The sequence below is a fragment of the Acinetobacter sp. V89_4 genome (assembly GCF_029967875.1).
Classification (GTDB): Bacteria; Pseudomonadota; Gammaproteobacteria; order Pseudomonadales; family Moraxellaceae; genus Acinetobacter; species Acinetobacter oleivorans.
Genome location: NZ_JASCAI010000024.1, coordinates 1 through 17,986 on the forward strand (window position 1 = coordinate 1; position 17,986 = coordinate 17,986).

The 17,986-nt window shown below is 40.2% G+C and carries 20 protein-coding genes and 1 riboswitch; of the genes, 7 read left to right on the forward strand and 13 right to left on the reverse strand.

All coding sequences use genetic code 11. From position 1 onward, the window contains the following. Nucleotides 1-117 precede the first annotated feature (117 nt). A complete protein-coding gene (locus QLG01_RS10490) occupies nucleotides 118-1,014 on the reverse strand; it encodes a LysR family transcriptional regulator (RefSeq protein WP_250374829.1) in 897 nt (298 codons plus the stop codon). Between the two features lie 112 nt (nucleotides 1,015-1,126). On the opposite strand from QLG01_RS10490, the gene QLG01_RS10495 reads away from it, so the two are divergent. After that, nucleotides 1,127-1,882, forward strand: coding sequence for an SDR family oxidoreductase (locus QLG01_RS10495; RefSeq protein WP_151821909.1), 756 nt, complete (start codon nucleotides 1,127-1,129; stop codon nucleotides 1,880-1,882). Nucleotides 1,883-1,926: 44 nt separating this feature from the next. Here the strand turns inward: QLG01_RS10495 and hemW are convergent, their stop codons facing one another. Beyond that, nucleotides 1,927-3,081: a radical SAM family heme chaperone HemW gene (gene hemW / locus QLG01_RS10500; protein WP_282496408.1), complete on the reverse strand. Its 1,155-nt coding sequence runs from the start codon at nucleotides 3,079-3,081 to the stop codon at nucleotides 1,927-1,929. A 116-nt stretch (nucleotides 3,082-3,197) separates the two neighbouring features. Between hemW and QLG01_RS10505 the strand changes: the two genes are divergently transcribed. Both QLG01_RS10505 and abeM read left to right on the forward strand, forming a co-directional pair. Then, entirely contained in the window at nucleotides 3,198-3,659 is a 462-nt protein-coding gene (locus QLG01_RS10505; protein ID WP_004794898.1) for a DMT family transporter, read from the forward strand. A gap of 33 nt (nucleotides 3,660-3,692) precedes the next feature. After that, on the forward strand, nucleotides 3,693-5,039 hold the full coding sequence (abeM, locus tag QLG01_RS10510) for a multidrug efflux MATE transporter AbeM (protein ID WP_192455173.1): 1,347 nt from the start codon (nucleotides 3,693-3,695) through the stop codon (nucleotides 5,037-5,039). A 33-nt stretch (nucleotides 5,040-5,072) separates the two neighbouring features. Here abeM and QLG01_RS10515 read toward each other — a convergent pair whose 3' ends face one another. Together QLG01_RS10515 and QLG01_RS10520 are read right to left on the reverse strand one after the other, a co-directional pair. Further along, nucleotides 5,073-6,323 (reverse strand): acyl-CoA dehydrogenase family protein, encoded by a 1,251-nt coding sequence (locus QLG01_RS10515; protein WP_199987264.1) that lies wholly within the window; start codon nucleotides 6,321-6,323, stop codon nucleotides 5,073-5,075. 32 nt (nucleotides 6,324-6,355) lie between these two features. After that, complete coding sequence (locus tag QLG01_RS10520) at nucleotides 6,356-7,603, reverse strand: SfnB family sulfur acquisition oxidoreductase (RefSeq protein ID WP_068527666.1); 1,248 nt, start codon at nucleotides 7,601-7,603, stop codon at nucleotides 6,356-6,358. A gap of 256 nt (nucleotides 7,604-7,859) precedes the next feature. On the opposite strand from QLG01_RS10520, the gene QLG01_RS10525 reads away from it, so the two are divergent. The 3 genes from QLG01_RS10525 (at nucleotide 7,860) to QLG01_RS10535 (ending at nucleotide 10,103) form a co-directional block, all read left to right on the forward strand. Continuing rightward, entirely contained in the window at nucleotides 7,860-9,158 is a 1,299-nt protein-coding gene (locus tag QLG01_RS10525; RefSeq protein ID WP_013199046.1) for an AarF/ABC1/UbiB kinase family protein, read from the forward strand. A gap of 101 nt (nucleotides 9,159-9,259) precedes the next feature. Beyond that, a complete protein-coding gene (locus QLG01_RS10530; protein WP_005301976.1) occupies nucleotides 9,260-9,514 on the forward strand; it encodes a type B 50S ribosomal protein L31 in 255 nt (84 codons plus the stop codon). 253 nt (nucleotides 9,515-9,767) lie between these two features. Then, entirely contained in the window at nucleotides 9,768-10,103 is a 336-nt protein-coding gene (locus QLG01_RS10535) for a HopJ type III effector protein (protein WP_004794912.1), read from the forward strand. 197 nt (nucleotides 10,104-10,300) lie between these two features. Here QLG01_RS10535 and crcB read toward each other — a convergent pair whose 3' ends face one another. The 4 genes from crcB to QLG01_RS10555 all read right to left on the reverse strand — a co-directional run bounded on the left by crcB (nucleotide 10,301) and on the right by QLG01_RS10555 (nucleotide 13,241). Beyond that, a complete protein-coding gene (gene crcB, locus QLG01_RS10540) occupies nucleotides 10,301-10,681 on the reverse strand; it encodes a fluoride efflux transporter CrcB (RefSeq protein ID WP_057105397.1) in 381 nt (126 codons plus the stop codon). 126 nt (nucleotides 10,682-10,807) lie between these two features. Beyond that, nucleotides 10,808-10,874, reverse strand: a riboswitch (Fluoride riboswitch). A 45-nt stretch (nucleotides 10,875-10,919) separates the two neighbouring features. Beyond that, a complete protein-coding gene (locus QLG01_RS10545; RefSeq protein ID WP_282496409.1) occupies nucleotides 10,920-11,330 on the reverse strand; it encodes a GFA family protein in 411 nt (136 codons plus the stop codon). A 77-nt stretch (nucleotides 11,331-11,407) separates the two neighbouring features. Beyond that, the gene (locus QLG01_RS10550) at nucleotides 11,408-12,613 is read right to left on the reverse strand and encodes a TIGR03862 family flavoprotein (protein WP_282496410.1); all 1,206 of its coding nucleotides are present in this window, start codon (nucleotides 12,611-12,613) and stop codon (nucleotides 11,408-11,410) included. Further along, nucleotides 12,603-13,241: an SAM-dependent methyltransferase gene (locus QLG01_RS10555; protein WP_282496411.1), complete on the reverse strand. Its 639-nt coding sequence runs from the start codon at nucleotides 13,239-13,241 to the stop codon at nucleotides 12,603-12,605. The genes QLG01_RS10550 and QLG01_RS10555 overlap by 11 nt, the downstream gene beginning before the upstream one ends. Nucleotides 13,242-13,328: 87 nt before the next feature. Between QLG01_RS10555 and QLG01_RS10560 the strand changes: the two genes are divergently transcribed. Continuing rightward, entirely contained in the window at nucleotides 13,329-13,523 is a 195-nt protein-coding gene (locus tag QLG01_RS10560) for a DNA gyrase inhibitor YacG (RefSeq protein ID WP_004794921.1), read from the forward strand. On the opposite strand, the gene QLG01_RS10565 is transcribed toward QLG01_RS10560, so the two are convergent. From QLG01_RS10565 to QLG01_RS10585, 5 genes are all read right to left on the reverse strand, one after another. Continuing rightward, nucleotides 13,520-14,164, reverse strand: coding sequence for an MBL fold metallo-hydrolase (locus QLG01_RS10565; RefSeq protein WP_004794923.1), 645 nt, complete (start codon nucleotides 14,162-14,164; stop codon nucleotides 13,520-13,522). The genes QLG01_RS10560 and QLG01_RS10565 overlap by 4 nt on opposite strands. Before the next feature lie 23 nt (nucleotides 14,165-14,187). Next, the gene (gene hemH, locus QLG01_RS10570; RefSeq protein WP_191900545.1) at nucleotides 14,188-15,204 is read right to left on the reverse strand and encodes a ferrochelatase; all 1,017 of its coding nucleotides are present in this window, start codon (nucleotides 15,202-15,204) and stop codon (nucleotides 14,188-14,190) included. A 73-nt stretch (nucleotides 15,205-15,277) separates the two neighbouring features. Continuing rightward, nucleotides 15,278-16,282 carry a DUF4062 domain-containing protein gene (locus tag QLG01_RS10575; RefSeq protein WP_282496412.1) on the reverse strand — a complete coding sequence of 335 codons (1,005 nt, stop codon included), beginning with the start codon at nucleotides 16,280-16,282 and terminating at the stop codon, nucleotides 15,278-15,280. Between the two features lie 117 nt (nucleotides 16,283-16,399). Then, a complete protein-coding gene (gene murI, locus QLG01_RS10580) occupies nucleotides 16,400-17,266 on the reverse strand; it encodes a glutamate racemase (RefSeq protein WP_282496413.1) in 867 nt (288 codons plus the stop codon). A gap of 46 nt (nucleotides 17,267-17,312) precedes the next feature. Continuing rightward, nucleotides 17,313-17,924 (reverse strand): DUF1285 domain-containing protein, encoded by a 612-nt coding sequence (locus QLG01_RS10585; RefSeq protein ID WP_004794931.1) that lies wholly within the window; start codon nucleotides 17,922-17,924, stop codon nucleotides 17,313-17,315. Nucleotides 17,925-17,986 lie beyond the last annotated feature (62 nt).

Here is a 17,986-nt window from a genome sequence, read left to right on the forward strand (position 1 = left end):
GAGCAGCGGACTTTTAATCCGTTGGTCCCGCGTTCGAGTCGCGGACGACCCACCAAATTCTAAAAAGCCTCTCACTACGAGAGGCTTTTTTATTGTTATCTTATTTTAGTTTCATGACTAAAAGATGACGATGCATTTCTTATATAAAATGTCTTTAACCCAATTCATAAAGATTTCTAAACGTTTAGGAATATAACTTCGGTTCGGATACAAAATATTGAGTGGCAAAGATTGAGCAGTATGTGCACTTAAAACTTCAATCAAGGTTCCTTTCTCTATTTTATCCTGAACATCGTAGTATGGAAGTTGAATAATCCCTAAGCCAGCACAAGCAGCAGCGACATAGGCTTCTGTATTATTTACACTTAAAGCACTATCGATCATCACTGTTCCATCTTGATATAAAAATATACCCTGTTTTTCTCCTACGGCTCCTGCGTAGTTAACGAGTTTGTGCTGAGATAGATCTTCTAATTGTTCAGGAATACCGTATTGTTCTAAATAGTGGGGACTTGCACAGTTCACCATAATCAAGTTACCAACGAACTTCGCGATCAAACTACTATTCTCTAGCTGCCCCACCCGAACCACACAATCGATCCCTTTCTCGATCAAGTCAGTAATGTCATCTGAGCTATTTAGTTGTAAATGAATGTCTGGATAGCGGCTATAAAAATCAGGAAGTTCAGGAATAATCACTTGATGCACGATTCGGCTGGGCATTGAAATTTTTAGCGTGCCACGGTAATGCTGCTTTTGCGTTTGTATGAGTTGTTCAAGCTGTTCATAGTCAAACAAAAGGTTTTGACATTCAGGCAAGATTCTTTGTCCATCTTGAGTGAGACTTACTTTGCGTGTAGTTCGATGGAATAACCGAACACCATAGTGAGTTTCTAATTGTTGAATTGCACTCGTCACTGTAGAGCGAGGTAAATCAAGTTGATTTGCTACCTCACTAAAGCTTTGTCGTTTAGCGACTTCTGAAAAAATAAAAAATTGCTGCAACCGATCCATTTAATTGTTCGTATTTTCTGAATAGTTAAACCAAACTAGCATAATTGATCAAAAATTACCGCCAATCTAGACTAAAAACACATTAAAACAAGTCATCATAGGAACAATCATCATGACAACTCATACTCTGAAAGATAAAGTTGTACTGATTACGGGCGGTGCAAAAAACTTAGGCGGACTTATTAGCCGTAAATTTGCAGAACAAGGTGCAAAAATTGCAATTCACTACAATAGCACTGAAACTCAAGCAGATGCAGAAAAGACACTCGCGGATGTAACAGCATTCGGTATAGACGCTGTTTTAATTCAAGCAGACCTAACGGATATTAATAATATTGAAAAGCTCTTCTTAGACACTAAGCAGCATTTTGGCGGAATTGATATTGCCATTAATACAGTTGGAAAGGTTTTAAAGAAATCCTTTTTAGACACCACAGAACAAGAGTTTGATAGCATGAGCGATATCAACTCAAAAATTGCCTATTTCTTTATTCAATCGGCGGGTCGTCATTTAAATGACGGCGGAAAGATCTGCTCAATCGTGACATCTCTTCTTGCAGCCTACACTGGACTCTATTCAACCTATGAAGGCTTAAAAGCACCTGTTGAGCATTACACCCGTGCTGCATCAAAAGAGTTTGGTGATCGCCAGATTTCTGTAACTGCCGTTGCACCCGGACCAATGGATACACCATTCTTTTATGGACAGGAATCTGCCGAGGCAGTGGCTTACCATAAATCAGCTTCCGCTTTAGGTGGGCTCACCAAAATTGAAGATATCGAGCCTCTAGTTCGCTTTTTGGTGACCGATGGTTGGTGGATTACCGGCCAAACAATTTTTGCAAATGGTGGCTACACCACTCGCTAAAATCAAAAAGCCGCATTTGATAATGCGGCTTTGACTTTGCTTTATTATAAAAACTCTTCTAGTACCGAGTTCAAGAAAATATGCCCCTGCTCTGTACAAGCCAAACGAGAACTATCCTCTACCAGTAGCTTTCTAGCTCGCAGTGAAGTGAGTACCTCATTTAAATGATCTAAGCTTAAGCCTGTACGCTGTTTATATAACTCAGCTTTTACACCATCATTTAGACGTAAAGCATTCATCATAAATTCAAAAGGTAGCTCTTCTGCCTCAATCTTTTTCATTTGCAAATGTTCAGCAGGAACCTTAGCTAAATAGTCTTTTGGCAACCGAGTTTTTTGGAAACGATACACACCATCTGGCCGTGTCACTTTGCCATGTGCACCTGCACCAATCGCAAGATAATCACCAAATTCCCAATAATTTAAGTTATGTGCTGAAGGCAGCTCTTTACGCCATGCCGAAACTTCATAATTTATAAAACCATTTGCCTTAAGATATGCCTCACCCTGCTCTTGAATATCTTCAAGCATTTCATCTTGCGGTAAAACGGGCTGGGTACGGAAGAAAACGGTATTCGGTTCAATGGTAAGTTGATACCAACTAATATGAGTGGCACCACTTTCTACAGCAAGCTTGAGATCATAGAGTGCCTGCTCTAGCGTTTGCTCAGGCAAACCATGCATTAAGTCTACATTTACTCGTTTAAAACCAGCCTGCTTTGCTTGTTGAATCGCTTCAATTGCATTGTTTGCAGAATGAATACGACCAAGTTTTTGCAAATGATCAGTATCAAAGCTCTGGACACCAATAGACAAACGATTAATGCCAGCCTCTAAATACCCTGCAAATGGGTCATGCTCTACCGTTCCCGGATTTGCCTCTAAGGTAATTTCGCAGCCATCTTCAAACTTAAGCAATGACTTAAGTTCTGCAAATAACCATACATACCCCTGTGCCGAAATCAGTGAAGGGGTTCCACCACCAATAAACACACTATGGATCGAACGTCCCTGCGCCATCTCTAGTTGAGTTTCAAAGTCGGCGACCAATGCTTTTAAATAGGTTTGCTCAAGTTCTGACGAAAGTGCTCCGTCTGGTACTGCATGCGAGTTAAAGTCACAATATGGACATTTACGCACGCACCACGGCATATGGATATATAAAGATAGAGGAATAGAAGCAGGGTTTAATACGGCCAAGGAGCAGGTCCAATTTACACAATATTTCTATTTTAACATGACTGCATCAATGGGCTTATGAAAACATACCTTAATTGCTTTAGACTAAATTTAAACATTCTTAAATACTGATAAAAATGATGAAATTCTCTAGTCAACTTTTCCTGATCTTACCCTTAGCTATGGGAATCGGTGTTGCCATGGCTTTTCAGACCGCAATTAATGCTCAACTGCGCGAGCAACTACACTCACCCTTACAAGCAGCTTTATTATCATTTTTCATAGGTACTATTGTTTTAGCAATTATGGTTTTCTTTCAAAGTGCCGAGAAGCCCTCTTTAAGTGAAATATCAAATATTCCATGGCTTCTTTGGACTGGAGGATTTCTTGGGGTTTATGCAATCAGCATGAGCATTTATACTGCACCTAAGCTTGGTTTTTTAACCTTTACAGGGCTAGTCGTTTTTGGGCAAATCGTTATTTCAATGTTACTTGATCATTTTGGTTGGTTGGGCACAGAAAAGACACCTGTTACATGGCAACGGTTTCTTGGTGGAGTCATCATCTTTGTTGGTGTGGTACTCACTTTGCAGCGTTAGCTTCATTTTTTATATTTAAAAAGAGTACCTTTTGTGTCGAATGTCACATCTTTTCGGGCTGAATTAAAACAACTCTTCCACTTAATGCTACCAATTTTAATTACCCAGTTTGCTCAAGCAGGATTCGGGTTAATTGACACTATTATGGCTGGGCATTTATCTGCAACCGATTTAGCAGCAATTGCTGTAGGGGTCGGTTTATGGGTTCCAATCATGCTCCTGTTCAGCGGCATTATGATTGCAACAACACCTTTGGTCGCTGAAGCAAAAGGCGCAAGAAATACAGAGCAGATCCCTGTCGTTGTTCGTCAGTCATTATGGGTTGCTGTCATTTTAGGTGTACTGGCAATGCTCATTTTGCAGCTTATGCCGTTTTTCTTGCATGTGTTCGGCGTACCAGAGAGCTTACGACCTAAAGCAAGCTTGTTCTTGCATGCAATTGGTTTAGGGATGCCAGCTGTGACTATGTACGCAGCGCTACGTGGCTATTCAGAAGCATTAGGCCATCCACGCCCTGTCACAGCTATTAGCCTATTAGCTTTAGTTGTATTGGTCCCTCTTAACATGATTTTTATGCATGGATTAGGACCAATACCTGCATTAGGTAGCGCGGGCTGTGGTTTTGCAACATCCATTTTACAGTGGCTCATGCTAATTACTTTAGCTGGCTATATTTATAAAGCTTCGGCTTATCAAAACACGCCTATTTTTGGCCGATTTGATAAAATTAATATGGCTTTAGTTAAAAGAATTTTACAGCTTGGTCTACCAATCGGTTTAGCTGTGTTCTTTGAGATTAGTATTTTTAGTACAGGTGCATTGGTCCTTAGCCCTCTTGGTGAAGTGTTTATTGCCGCACACCAAGTCGCAATTTCCGTTACCTCTGTGCTGTTTATGATTCCGCTTTCACTAGCCATTGCCTTAACCATCCGTGTCGGTACTTATTATGGTGAAAAGAACTGGGCTTCAATGTACCAAGTACAAAAAATTGGTCTCAGCACAGCAATATTTTTTGCCATATTAACCATGACTTTTATTGCTCTAGGCCGTGAACAAATTATCTCGATTTATACTCAAGACTTAAACGTAGCTCCTGTTGCGATGTATTTACTCTGGTTTGCAATGGCATATCAGTTGATGGATGCATTACAAGTGAGTGCCGCAGGCTGTTTAAGAGGTATGCAAGATACTCAAGCACCAATGTGGATTACGCTCATGGCATATTGGGTGATTGCTTTCCCTATTGGGCTTTATTTAGCGCGTTATACCCATTGGGGCGTGGCAGGTGTGTGGCTAGGTTTGATTATTGGTTTGAGCATTGCTTGTGTTTTATTACTTTCAAGGCTTTATTTAAATACCAAACGTTTAAGCCAAACCTAATAAAAAAGCCGATGAAACATCGGCTTTTTTATTTTATGCAGACTTTGCCCGCGGACTTGCTCCAATTTGCCAGACAAAGGGTAAATCGGTACGGTTCACTTCCCAATCGCCAATGACCTTTTCTTTATAGATGAGTGGATTATGAGAAGAGACTGTTCGTGCATTACGCCAGAAACGGTCGAGTTGTTTAACCTGACTACTTGCCGATGCACCTAAAGCGTTAAATAACTGGCTAGTTAAATCCAATACCAAATTAGAAATCACCACCTGCCCTTGCGCTGACTCAAGCTCGGCATCTACATTAAACTGATGTTCTTTCACCTCTAACTCACTAAAGTGACTTTCATAAGCCTTCTGTAAGGCTTCTGCTGTTTTAATCGTAATTGCTAGACTTCCATAGGCTTGAGCAGAGGCTTTACCCACCACCTGTAAAACTTGTGGGTCGTGACGAACAAGGTCACCATTGCCATGACTAAAAATACGCTTTCGCTCACGTATTTCTTGGCTAAAAGTTTCGACCGCGGCATGTGCAATCCCTGTTAGGGTTGCAAGGTGGACAACCTGATAAAAAGCGGTCTGATATTTAAAACGCTGGTCAAATGGAATAAGGTGCGAGGCCGGCAAATGCACCTGATGCACTTTTAAAGTACCACTGCCCGTTGTCTTTTGACCAAAGCCATCCCAGTCATCAATTACGCTTACCCCTGTTTCATGACGGTAAATAGCAGCAATCACATGACGGTCATTCACTTCATCGTAAGCAAATAAATCGATCCAGTCAGCAAAAATACTTCCTGTTGAATAGTACTTTTCACCATTCACCACCAAGTTACCCGAAGCATCTTTAGTGACTCGCGTAACGACGTCACCAATCTGTACATTTCCAACTTCGGTCCATGCGTTTCCAACTAAATCACCTTGTACAAAACGCTGAAACCAGACTTCCTGCGAATGCTCTTTATGCGCAACCAAACGGTCTTCGACAAAAGCAAAGTGTCCACGCAATGCTTGCACAATATTCGAATCTGCTTGCGCCAATTCTACTAGAAGCTGGAAAAGTTGTGGTAACGACACCCCATCTCCACCATATTTAACGGGTACCCGTACTGCACCTAATTTGAGTTCTTTTAACCACTGAATCGGTTCAAAAGGCAAGATTCGTTCTTTTTCTCGTTGAATTGCACCTTGGGCAATTTTTTCAAAAACTGGACGAAATCTACTTGCTACCTTTTCATAATCGGCGCCTACCGATAGCTCTTCTAATTCAATTTGCGTAATTGTCATCTTTATTCTCCTAATCTTATTTTTTATTCACTTTAGCTCCATGCATGACGAGGTGGATGGATACCATTGAGGTAATAATTACCAACAATGTGATATTTCCAACGCACTGGATCATGCAAGGTGTGAGTGCGAGCATTACGCCAATGGCGGTCCAGATTAAGCTCTGACAAAGTAGAACGTGTTCCAGACAACTCAAAAAGCTTATTCGCTGCTAAAATCGCAACTTCTGTAGTGAGTACTTTTGCTTCAGCAACCAGTAATGTCGCTTGATTTACATATTCTTCTGTCGTGTCAGCAATCGCTTGATCGATCGCATCTCCTGCTAAATCTAATACCGCCTCTGCTGCACGCAGTTTTATTTTTAAATCACCAATATTTGCAATCGTATAGGGATCATCACTCGCTTTTTCTAAACCTGAATCGACCCATGCACGACTATGATTTTTGACATAGTGAATTGTTTCTTCAATTGCGCCACGTGCAATACCAGCGTCGACAGCAGCTTGAATAAATTGTGAAATTGCACCTGCTGGTGTAGGACGTTCGAAAGCCTGATAAATCGGAATTAGATATTCTTCACGTACTGGAACTTGATTAAGTTCAACAGTCCCACTGGCTGTGGTTCTTTGCCCGAAACCAGACCAGTCATTAATAATATTCACCCCTGAAGTTTCCCGAGGAACTAGCGCCGCATAAGGCTGCCCTTGTTCATTTACAGCAACAATTGGAACCCAATGTGCAAGCAATGCGCCAGTTGCAAAAAACTTCTTCCCATTAATTTCATAACCGTGCTCAGTCTTTTTTAATGTGGTAGTGAGGTCAGCCACTGTTTTGCTATGTTTTTCCGAAAATGCATTGCCAAAACGAATACCTCTCAATACTAAGTTAAAGAAGAACTGTTGTTGTTCTGGGCCGGCATCAAGACGTAAATGTTCAATAAAAGCCAAGTGATTTTGGGGAAGCTGTGCAAGAGATGGATCAACACTCGCAATTGTTTTGATGACCTCAGCCAAAGTTCGATATTTGACTTGTGCACCACCAAATTGCTTAGGAACCGTAATGGCCCATAAGCCGCTTTGTGAGAACTGTTGAATTTCATTTAGAGGTAAACGGCGCTCCTTGTCTCGATCAGATGCTTCGTGTGCGAACTCTTGCGCAAGTTGTTTGGCAACCTCAATTGCTTCTTCATCAGAACGAATAATATGCGCATCTTTTGACTGCTCAAACACAGATAAAGGAACTGCCTGAGACCGCCCATGGGCTGAACTTAAACTTGTCATAACTTTTGTTATCTCTATTTTTATTTAACCTGCCATTCACATTAGCACCAAAAAAACAGACACTTTATAGATATTAAAGCTTTGTTTATGAAATGGATTTTCACAAGCTTTTCATATTTTTTACTATAAAAATAACATTTTGTTTTTCGAAAATTTTCTTACATGAGATAAACAATTTCATATAGGCTTTTTAAGCTTTGTCACCTATGATCAAAACTAGGCAATATTATGTTGTAGTCAATGAGGTATCGAAGATATGGCAAAGAATGCAAGTTCACCCGGCAAACGATTTATGAAACTTGCAGGAATGACCGCGAGCATTGCAACGAAAACCGTTTCTAACTCGATTCGAAACTTGACCGCAGACGAAGAACAAAAGCTGGCTTCAAAAACCAAGTTATTTCAAGATATTGGTTTGCAAATTGCCGACACCTTAGGCGAAATGAAAGGTGCCGTCATGAAAGTCGGCCAAATTGCATCTCAATATAAAGATATATTCCCACCCGAAGTTGCTAAAGCAATTTCAAAGTTACAACGCCAAGCCCCAGCCATGCCTTTTGCTGCTATTCAGCAACAAGTTGAACGTGAGCTTGGAAAACCGCTTAATGTTGCCTTTAAATCTTTTGATCAAGAACCTTTTGCAGCTGCTTCAATTGGTCAAGTTCACAAAGCTACACTACCTAGTGGCGAACAAGTCGTTGTTAAAGTGCAATATCCAGGTGTTGATGAGGCCTGTGAAAGTGACTTAAAACAAGTACGTTTAGCCCTTCGTTTAATGGGCGTACTTAAAATTGATAAAAAGCTACAAGATCAGCTTTTTACAGAAATTCAGGATAGTCTTTCAGCAGAACTTAACTATGAAATCGAAGCTCAAAACCTAGAAGTTTTCAAAACATTTCATAGCCAGTTAGATGACAAAATTATCATCCCTACTGTTTATAAAGATTACTCTTCAAGACGTATTTTAACCTTAAGCCTTGAACAAGGTGACAGCATTGAAACTGCCAGCGCTTGGCCTATTGAAATTCGAAATACGATTGGACGTCGTTTGATTCGTGCTTTAGGTCAGGAAATGTTCTTTTTAAAACGTTTTCACTGTGACCCCCACCCGGGTAACTTTGCCTTCCGCCAAGATGGTAGTGTCATTATTTATGACTACGGGAGTGTTAAAACGCTTTCCAATGAAATTGTGTATAGCTTTAAACGCTTAGTAAATGCAGCTCGTCATGAAAATATCGATTTGATTGAAACTGAGTTACTTGAGCTACATTCACTAGCCGAAAAAGGCAAATTCCCGAGCGACCTTTATAAACTCTGGATTGAAGTGTTATTGCGTCCGCTTACCACCACTTATGATTTTGCCGAGAATTCATCACATCATGATGGCATGTTGCTTGTGAAAAAATCTTTGAAGTACTGGGATGTATTTAAGCCTTCACCAGATACATTAATGGTCAACAGAACCATTTCAGGACACTACTGGAACCTCATTCACCTAAAAGTTCATGACAATTTGAATGGTCTATTTGAAGAGCTTGTCCCACCTTCTAACTAACTTAATTTACTGATCAATGTAGCCTTCTAGGGGTTACATTGACTTTTTAATTGTTATGTTATAACATTTCTTTAATCAAAAATAATTTAGGACAATCTCTCATGCGTAAAGATATTCATCCTGCTTATCAACAAGTGTTATTTCATGACACCAATGCAGACGTGTACTTTTTAATTGGTAGTACTCTTCAGTCTAAACAAACCAAAGAATATCAAGGAAAAGTCTATCCTTATGTAACCCTTGATATTTCAAGTGCATCTCACCCTTTCTACACAGGTGAAGTACGTCAAGCAAGTAACGAAGGCCGCGTTGCAACATTTAATAAACGCTTCGCTCGCTTTAATCGTAAGAGTTAATCTTACGTTAAGATTTGATCAATACACTTAAATCATTGGAAGCCTAAGACTATCTCCTCCACTTAGGCTTCTTTTTTTATGTGTATTTTTTCAATCTTTTTATGTTGTGTATAAAAGAGAACTTATCCACAACTTGTATAAAAACTCTTCTTATTTTTCCCACAACTCATCATTTTTTTTTGCATTCGCCGAGCTTTCAAAGTTGCTATTCGATGCTATGCTTGAACCCTCATTTAATAGGAAGTTTAAGATAATGGCACAAGAGTTACTTGCACAATTACAAGCAGGCACAGCAAAATTTTCAGACGTTTTAGCTCATATTGAAGCACGTTACCAACATACTCCAACAGCTTTTCAAAATGGCGCACAGCATAATGCTGCGACTGAAAATCAAGGCAGTGCAAAAGTTTTCTCTTTTGCCAAGTTACAAGGTTTAGACCAAGCTCAAACTTTAAGTTTATTTGCAGAGCACTACGCATCTGTATTGGCTACACCTGAGGGAACTGATCATCAGAATATTCGTCAGTTTATGCAAAATGGTTGGGATGGTGTGAAGTTTGAAGGTCAGGCTTTGGCTGAAAAAGCTTAATCATTTTTTAGCACAACCTCAAATTATGAGATTTTCTAAAGCCTGTTAATAGGCAATGCCTCACTTTTGAGGGCAAAAGTGACAAAACCCTTTGTTCCGCTGATGCTACATCCATGTAGCACAGCGAAACGACGGCATCCATGCATAAAACTTTATTGAAAAGACTCAGCAGTAAACATTTCAACCAAAACAAACACTCAATGTCCTGCTACCCAATAATAAGTCGCCAACCCCAAACACGTAAAAATTAACGATCCAATTAAATGAATGGAAATTCCCAACATCGCCATTCCCAACTTACCACTTTGTAATAAAGTGACGATCTCAATCGAGAACGTTGAAAACGTAGTTAAAGCACCACAAAAACCCGTAATCACAAAGAGCTTATAATTTGGGCTTAAATCACTTTGAGAAAAGTAGGCAATCGCAAAACCAATAATAAAACCACCGACCAAATTAACAGTGACAGTACCGAGTGGAATTTGCGGGTAAATCGGGTTAAGTTTTAAACCTAAAAACCAACGTAACCACGCCCCTAGAACTGAGCCTAGAGCAATTGAAAGTAGAGAATAATACATAAGACCACCCCTTTAGATAGACGCTAAAAGAGCAAAAAATAATGAAGGAAAATATGACATGGCGTACTCCAAAAATAAGCAGAGTACGCAATAACCTACGTACCCAGTGATATATAAATACATGAGGGTAACGTAGGCATCATTAGCCAATACGGCGGTTTGTCAGGGGAGGAATGCCATCTCCCCGTTTTAAGTATATTAGATCATCTTGAATTTGATTTAAATATACTTTGTAAAATCATGGACGTTCATCGTATTGCGGTAAATCGTCACGAATGCATTCCCACTCTGCCTTAGAGGCAGCAAAAATATGCATTGTCGGTTTTTGCTCTAATGGCGTATCTAGTGTCCCAATTCTTACACGATACAGTTCAGGCTGAGCATCACGCGAACTAATCAAAGGTGAACCACATTCGCTACAGAACCAGCGGTACACACCTTCCACAGCGAATTTTTTAACTAAGTTTTCACCTTGGATGATTTTAAAATCTGTACTTTTAACAGGAGCATTCGTGGCAAATGCTGTTCCATTGGATTTTCGGCAACGTTGACAATGGCATTGAATGATATCCCCGATATCGCCTTTAATTTCATAGCGAATACCTTGGCACAAACAACTTCCTTGATAAACTGGTGATGCTTGAGACATGTTCTCGTAAATCCTATTATTATTGATCGCTCAAAAATAACACTTTTCACATATCAAAAATAGCACCAAATTCGCTGTTATTTTTCTAAGAATAAATGCACGCCTTCACCAGCTGCTCGCCCTGTAGCAAAGCATGCTGTAAGTAAATATCCACCCGTAGGCGCATCCCAATCTAGCATTTCACCACAACAAAACACACCTGAGATTTGTTTAAGGCTCAAGTTCTCAGTTAATGCTTTTTGCTTAATACCACCAGCACAACTAATCGCCTCTTCAATAGGCCTAAAGCCATCTAACTTAATTTGAAGTGATTTAATTTGCTGAGCCATAGTCTCTGGTTGGCTCCATAACGCTTTATCAACGACTTCTCTAATTAAGTTAATTTTAGCTGTGTCTAAGCCTGCTTTACGCCAGATATTAGTGAGCGATTGTTTTTTACCAGCCTGCAATTTTTTAATTAACTGTGACAACTCTACATCAGGCAATAAATCCAAAAATAGATTTAAGCTTTTCCCTTGTTTTTGTTGTTCTCTTAAGGCACGTCCAAGTTTATAAATAACACCACTTTCTAAACCATAGTGAGTAATTACAATATCGCCATGAGTAACTTGGCTAGGCTCAACCCACGCATTGATACGCTTTAAAGGTTCACCAAAACAGCTTTCCATAAAAGCTGACCAAGTGTGCAATCCCCCTGCATTACTTGGCTGAAAAGGTTCAATACTGGATTGATCCACCCATTGCTGCCATGCACCATCACTACCTAATTGTGACCAAGACACCGCACCGCAAGCCAACACGACTGCATCGTATTGCTTGGTAAAAGTTTCAGTGTTTTGATTATTTTGGTTTTCTAAAGTCACCGTTGTACCTTGCAAATCAATACAACGATGACGATAAAAGAATTTAACTTGTTGCTCTGCCAAACGTTTTAGCCAAGCACGCAGTAAAGGAGCAGCTTTCATTTCGACCGGAAAAATGCGACCTGAGGTGCCCACATAAGATTCAATTCCCAGGCTTTTCATCCAGTTCTGAATCCAGACTGCATCCCATTTTTCAACCCACGGTTTGAGCCATTCTGCCTGGTCATAACGGTCAATGAACTGGGCTAATGGTTCGGCATGCGAAATATTTAAACCCGTTTTACCTGCCATCAAAAACTTACGTGCCGCTGAAGGTTTTTGTTCATAGACATCAATATCATAAGCGTATTGGCTCAATACCTCAGCAGCCATAAGACCTGCTGGGCCTGCTCCAATAATGGCAACCCGCTTATTCGCCATGTGTTTGCCCTTGCAATGGCGCAAACTCATCAAATCGAGTTTGATAACCTTCAGGCTTGGTCATAATGAGCTGCTGACAAAGCTCACCACGCTCTAAATACTTAATTTCAAAATGAGTACGTGCAGATGTTTGAGCAATTTTTTCTTTTTGGTAAGGCAGCTTCCATACATTTAATAACTGCTGCTCTGCCTCTTCAATATATTCAGGAATATTACTTGCCAGAGTAATGGTTCCACATGTTTGCAGACGTGATAACAGGAACTCAAAAAATGGCATGTTCAACCAGCGCTGTGCTGGATTATGTGGTTCTGGATTTGGGTAGAGAATAAAGAAATGTTCAACCTGAGCTGGATGCAAAGCATGCACTACCCAAGGTAAAGCATCTGCATGTACAGGTACCAAGTTATCTCTTGGTTCCAAACCATGCTGTTTTTGCATTGCCAAGAATTTTTCTCGGGTTCGTTCAATTGCATACAACGTGTGCTGTGGCTGTTGCCCACTAAAAAGCAAAGCATGTTTGCCCTTGCCCGCTCCAATTTCTACACAAATCGGGGTATTTTCAATTGGAGTAAAATCACGAGGCGCTTGCATACGTTGTGCTTGAAATTGACGAATCGGCATAATCACATCAAACTAAATAAAAATCGGCATAAGTCTAACAAGTCACCTGACTTTTGCCTAATCTATTTCTCTTCACTTTGAGGATATCGCTTTATGCCACGTACATTTCCCTGCCCACGTTGTGGTGAACCAAGTGTTTGGGAAGGCAATGAATTTCGTCCGTTTTGTTCTGAACGTTGTAAATTAATTGATTTAGGCGCTTGGGCAAATGATGAATATAGACTGCCTACCCAAGATGCTCCTCAGCAAAACAAGGGTAGTCAAAATGAAGATGATTATGAGGATTAACCTGCTTTACCCGCGACAAACGGGTTAAATTGCTTTTCATAGCCAATGGTACTCATTGGACCATGTCCAGAAATAAACTGAGTATCATCTGGCAAACTAAAACATTCACGTTTAATCGATTCAATCAACTGCTCATGGTTACCACGTGGGAAGTCTGTTCGCCCAATCGAACCTTTAAACAGAACATCGCCTGTCCAAAGTAAACCATGGTTTTTATTATAGAAAACTACGTGACCTGGCGTATGCCCTGGAGCAAAGCGTACTTCAAATTCATCTTCACCCAATTTGAGTACTTCACCACCTTCAAGCCATTGATCGACTTTGACAGGTTGTGGAATCGGGAAGCCATAACGTGCTGATACTTCCTGAATCATGTCTAGCCAGAACTGATCTTCTTTGTGTGGACCAATAACTGGAACGCTCCATTCTTTAGCAAGCTCGCCTACCGCTCCTGCATGATCTAAATGCCCATGAGTTAGCCACAGAGCCTTCACTTTTAAACCTAAGGCTTCTACTTCTTTTTTCAAAACAGCAGCATCACCACCTGCATCAATCAAAACTGCTTCTTTCGTTTCACTGTCCCAAACAAGGGAACAATTTTGAGCAAATGCAGTAACGGGAACAATTTTGACTTGCAGCATAAGAACCTCTGGCTAAAACGCAATTAACGGTGGGCTAAGGTATGGGTAAGGGCATCAAGATTAGCCTGAACTAAACCTGCAAGCAAATCAATATGAGCCTGATCGCTATTTAAAGCTGGAATATAAGCATAGCTACCACCACCTGCTTCTTGAAATAACTCAGCGTTTTGAATAGCTAATTCTTCAAGTGTTTCTAAACAATCGGCAGAAAAAGCTGGGCTTAATACCTGAACAGACTTAACACCTTGCTTCGCCCAATCTTGTAAAAGCTGGTCAGTATAAGGCTTCACCCATTCTTGTTTTCCAAAACGTGATTGGAAGCTAATAGCCCATTCATCCTCTTTTAAATGTAAGGCTTCAGCAACTAACTTTGCTGTAATGCGACAACGATCTGCATAAGGGTCACCTTTGTCTGCATATGGCTGTGGAATCCCGTGAAATGACATCAATAGTTTTTCAGGTTTACCATGCTGCTCTTGGTAGGCTAAAACGCTTTCTGCCAATGCTTGAATAAACATAGGATGCTGATAATAGTCTTTAATGATGGTCAGACCCGGCAAGTTCCGCTGAGCTGGAATCCACTTGGCAAATGCATCATATAACGGCGCTGTAGACGTTGCAGAATATTGAGGAAATAAAGGCAATAAAATGACATGCTCTTGCGGATTCGTCGCCAATTTTTCTAAAACTGCATCAATACCCGGATTACCGTAAGTCATTGCTGGTAAAACGGTTAAATCAAACTGTTTATTTTCTTGTTCTAAATAAGCCTGCACACGTTTGGTTTGTTCAAACACAATTTCGCGCATTGGCGAGTCTGCTGACCATACCGAAGCATAGGCATGCGCTACTCTTTTCGGGCGAAAAGGTAAAACGAACAGATTTAAAATAATCCACCAGATGAATTTTGGTATTTCAATCACGCGTGAATCAGATAAAAACTGTTTTAAAAAACGGCGCACCGCAGGGACAGTCGCCTCATCTGGTGTGCCTAAATTCGCTAAAATGACAGTAACTTTCGGTTTTTGTTCAAACGACATGTGTAAATGCCTTTCAGTTCATCTTATGACACTAATGTAACAGTTTTCAGTGTCATATATAAATTGAATCGCTCTAAGCTTTTAATCGAACGCCTCGATGGTTCCATTTATAACTAAGCAATATCTTTTGAGCTTTAGTGGTTAGTTTCCAGAGGTCATATGATTGCTCAGTTTGCGTTGGGACAATCCAACCTTGTGATTGCATTTGATTTTTAATTTGAAACAGTGCCTTATGATTAATCTGTGCGCAAGCCACCGCATGTGCACGAGGTAATTCCTGACGGGCATCTTCTAAGCCAGCCTGATTTAAATATTCATTCAGACAAATTCCAAAATTCTCTTCTGGCACAGCTGTTTCAAAGCGCTTTGCCAGCACGCTCAACAACTGAGACCATGTCATTTGTCTCTGTCGTTTAAGCTCTTTAAAGTTGCCATCCTGAAATGCTTGAATCTGATATTCAAATACAAAAATATCTTGTGGTGCGACTTCATTTAACTGAGTTGATGGCTCGGTTACTCGCTGTTCTAAACGCAAAATTTTACTTCTTAAGAGTCTAATTTCATCTTCTAACTGCTGAGCTTGATGAGCAGGAACCCAACCTTGTCCCATATGTTGCTCAACCATTAAAGGGATATTTAAACGGACAGCCAACTCCAATTCACGTGGAGTTTTAAAGTAAAAAATATGCTTTGCTTCGTGTAATAACTTTTTTCTAAATGCGAGAAATTTATCTTTAAGTTGTGGCTGTGTTTCTTGTAAAACTATTTCACGACTTTCAGGCTGTTCATGCATGAACACAATAATAGGTTTAGCCTGACTTAACGCGTATTCATATTCTAAAGACAGATAACTCACACCAGAAATCGATTGTTCTCCATACTGACTACCCAGAAGTAAGATTACATAATCACATTCATCAATCTGTCGACGTGCAAGTGTAGTTGTTAAAGGTGTTCGATGTTCTAGCCCCCAAGCAAAGAACCCCATCCCCACCAAGGTTTGAGACAAAACCGTTCGCTCTGGCTGCATATCGCGGCCAGACGTTGAAATAAAAATCTGATAGCGTGTATCGAGCATAACAATACCCTTTCGCCTCATGATCTGTATGTGACTTAAAATCAGCCAAGATCATGAACCGCCCCAAATAAAATAATAAATATAAAAAAACACTATTTTCTAAATGATGCTAAAAGATCAGTTCAGATTATAAAGTGTCCAAGTTAACTCTTGTGGAATCATATGTTGTAAAACAGGTTGCAGTGCGTCAGCATTATTTCCGCTGACGTAACATTCAATACGTGCAACATTCTGACCTATTTGGTCACATAATAACGCATTTTTTATTAAAATACGGGCTGTTTGTCGGGCAACTGCGAATCCCGAATCAACCAGTGTGAATTGGTTATCAAAAAGATGATGAATTGCTTCATTTAAGAAAGGATAATGCGTACAACCGAGCACTAAATAGTCTGCACCTTGCTCAGCGGCAGGCTGTAAAACTTCTTTTAATGCCGTTAAACACGCCTCCCCCATTTGCTGTCCCGCTTCCACACAAGGAACAAGTTCAAGGCTGGTTAAGGTCATCACTTTAACACCCGCCGGAACAGCAAACTTCTCAACAACATCTTTAATAAGTTGCCCACGAAAAGTAGCAGGCGTTGCCAACACGGCAACCACTTTAGAACGTGTCTGTAATACGGCAGGTTTTAATGCGGGAACTAAACCAACAATTGGAAAGTGTTCACCATAATGCTCACGTAAATGGTCAAGGCTAAATGCTGAAGCTGTATTACATGCAACTACCGCAATTTTACAACCTTGGCGGTATAACCAATCAACGGCTCGGGCTGTGAGTTCTCTAATTTCTTCATCAGAACGTGGGCCATAAGGAACGTAGGCTGTGTCGGCATAATACACAATGCGTTCATTCGGCAAATATCTAGCTATTTCTGCTGCAACTGACATTCCTCCAATTCCCGAATCAAAAATACCAATTGGGGCATCTGCTGATGCTTTAGGCATAGGTTCTAGATCGGTAAATAGAGGTTGTATGGCGGTCATAGCTGTACTGAAGTGTCAGAAAATTTCACTTCCTAAAGCTTAAACCTCAAGTGCCTAATTGCAAGAGCAAATTACCACTTTTTAACTCTAAAACGGTTTCACCATTCTCTTTTTCGATGAGTGTTCCATAGTTCACTAAGTGATAAAAAGACTGACGTTGAATAAGCGCATTAATTCCAAAACGCACATGCACATAAGGACGCAACTCCCCTGCATATTCACGCATAAAAATTGGATGTTCAGCATCAACCAAAATCACATCTTGATTGGTCGTGGTCAGTTGTAAAAATTGATCACCTGAAATTTCAACTTGATCGACCTGATTGACTAATAAAGGTTCATCTTCAACCTCAATTTCAATTTGTTCTACGGGGGTTTTCAGGTAGAATTTCCCTTCTTCTTTCCATAGGACTTTGGTAAATAGATCTAATAGGGCTTGGCGCTTAATTAATTGACCTTCGTGCCACCATTCTCCATTGGCTTTAACCGTCAAATCCATTTTGCCGCAATGCTTTGGATGCCACTGCTCTAAAGGTGGAATTGACCTTTTGTGACTTTGCTGTACACCTTTTAAGTATTGTGCAATGTTCATTAAGTTTTTATCATCAGATAACGGTATTTTTCCCATATCCGATGGGGAATTATTTTGATTTACCATAGTTTATGCCTTGCTGACGAAAAAATATGACGACTCAGCCAATTGGCTAGATCATGGTTTAA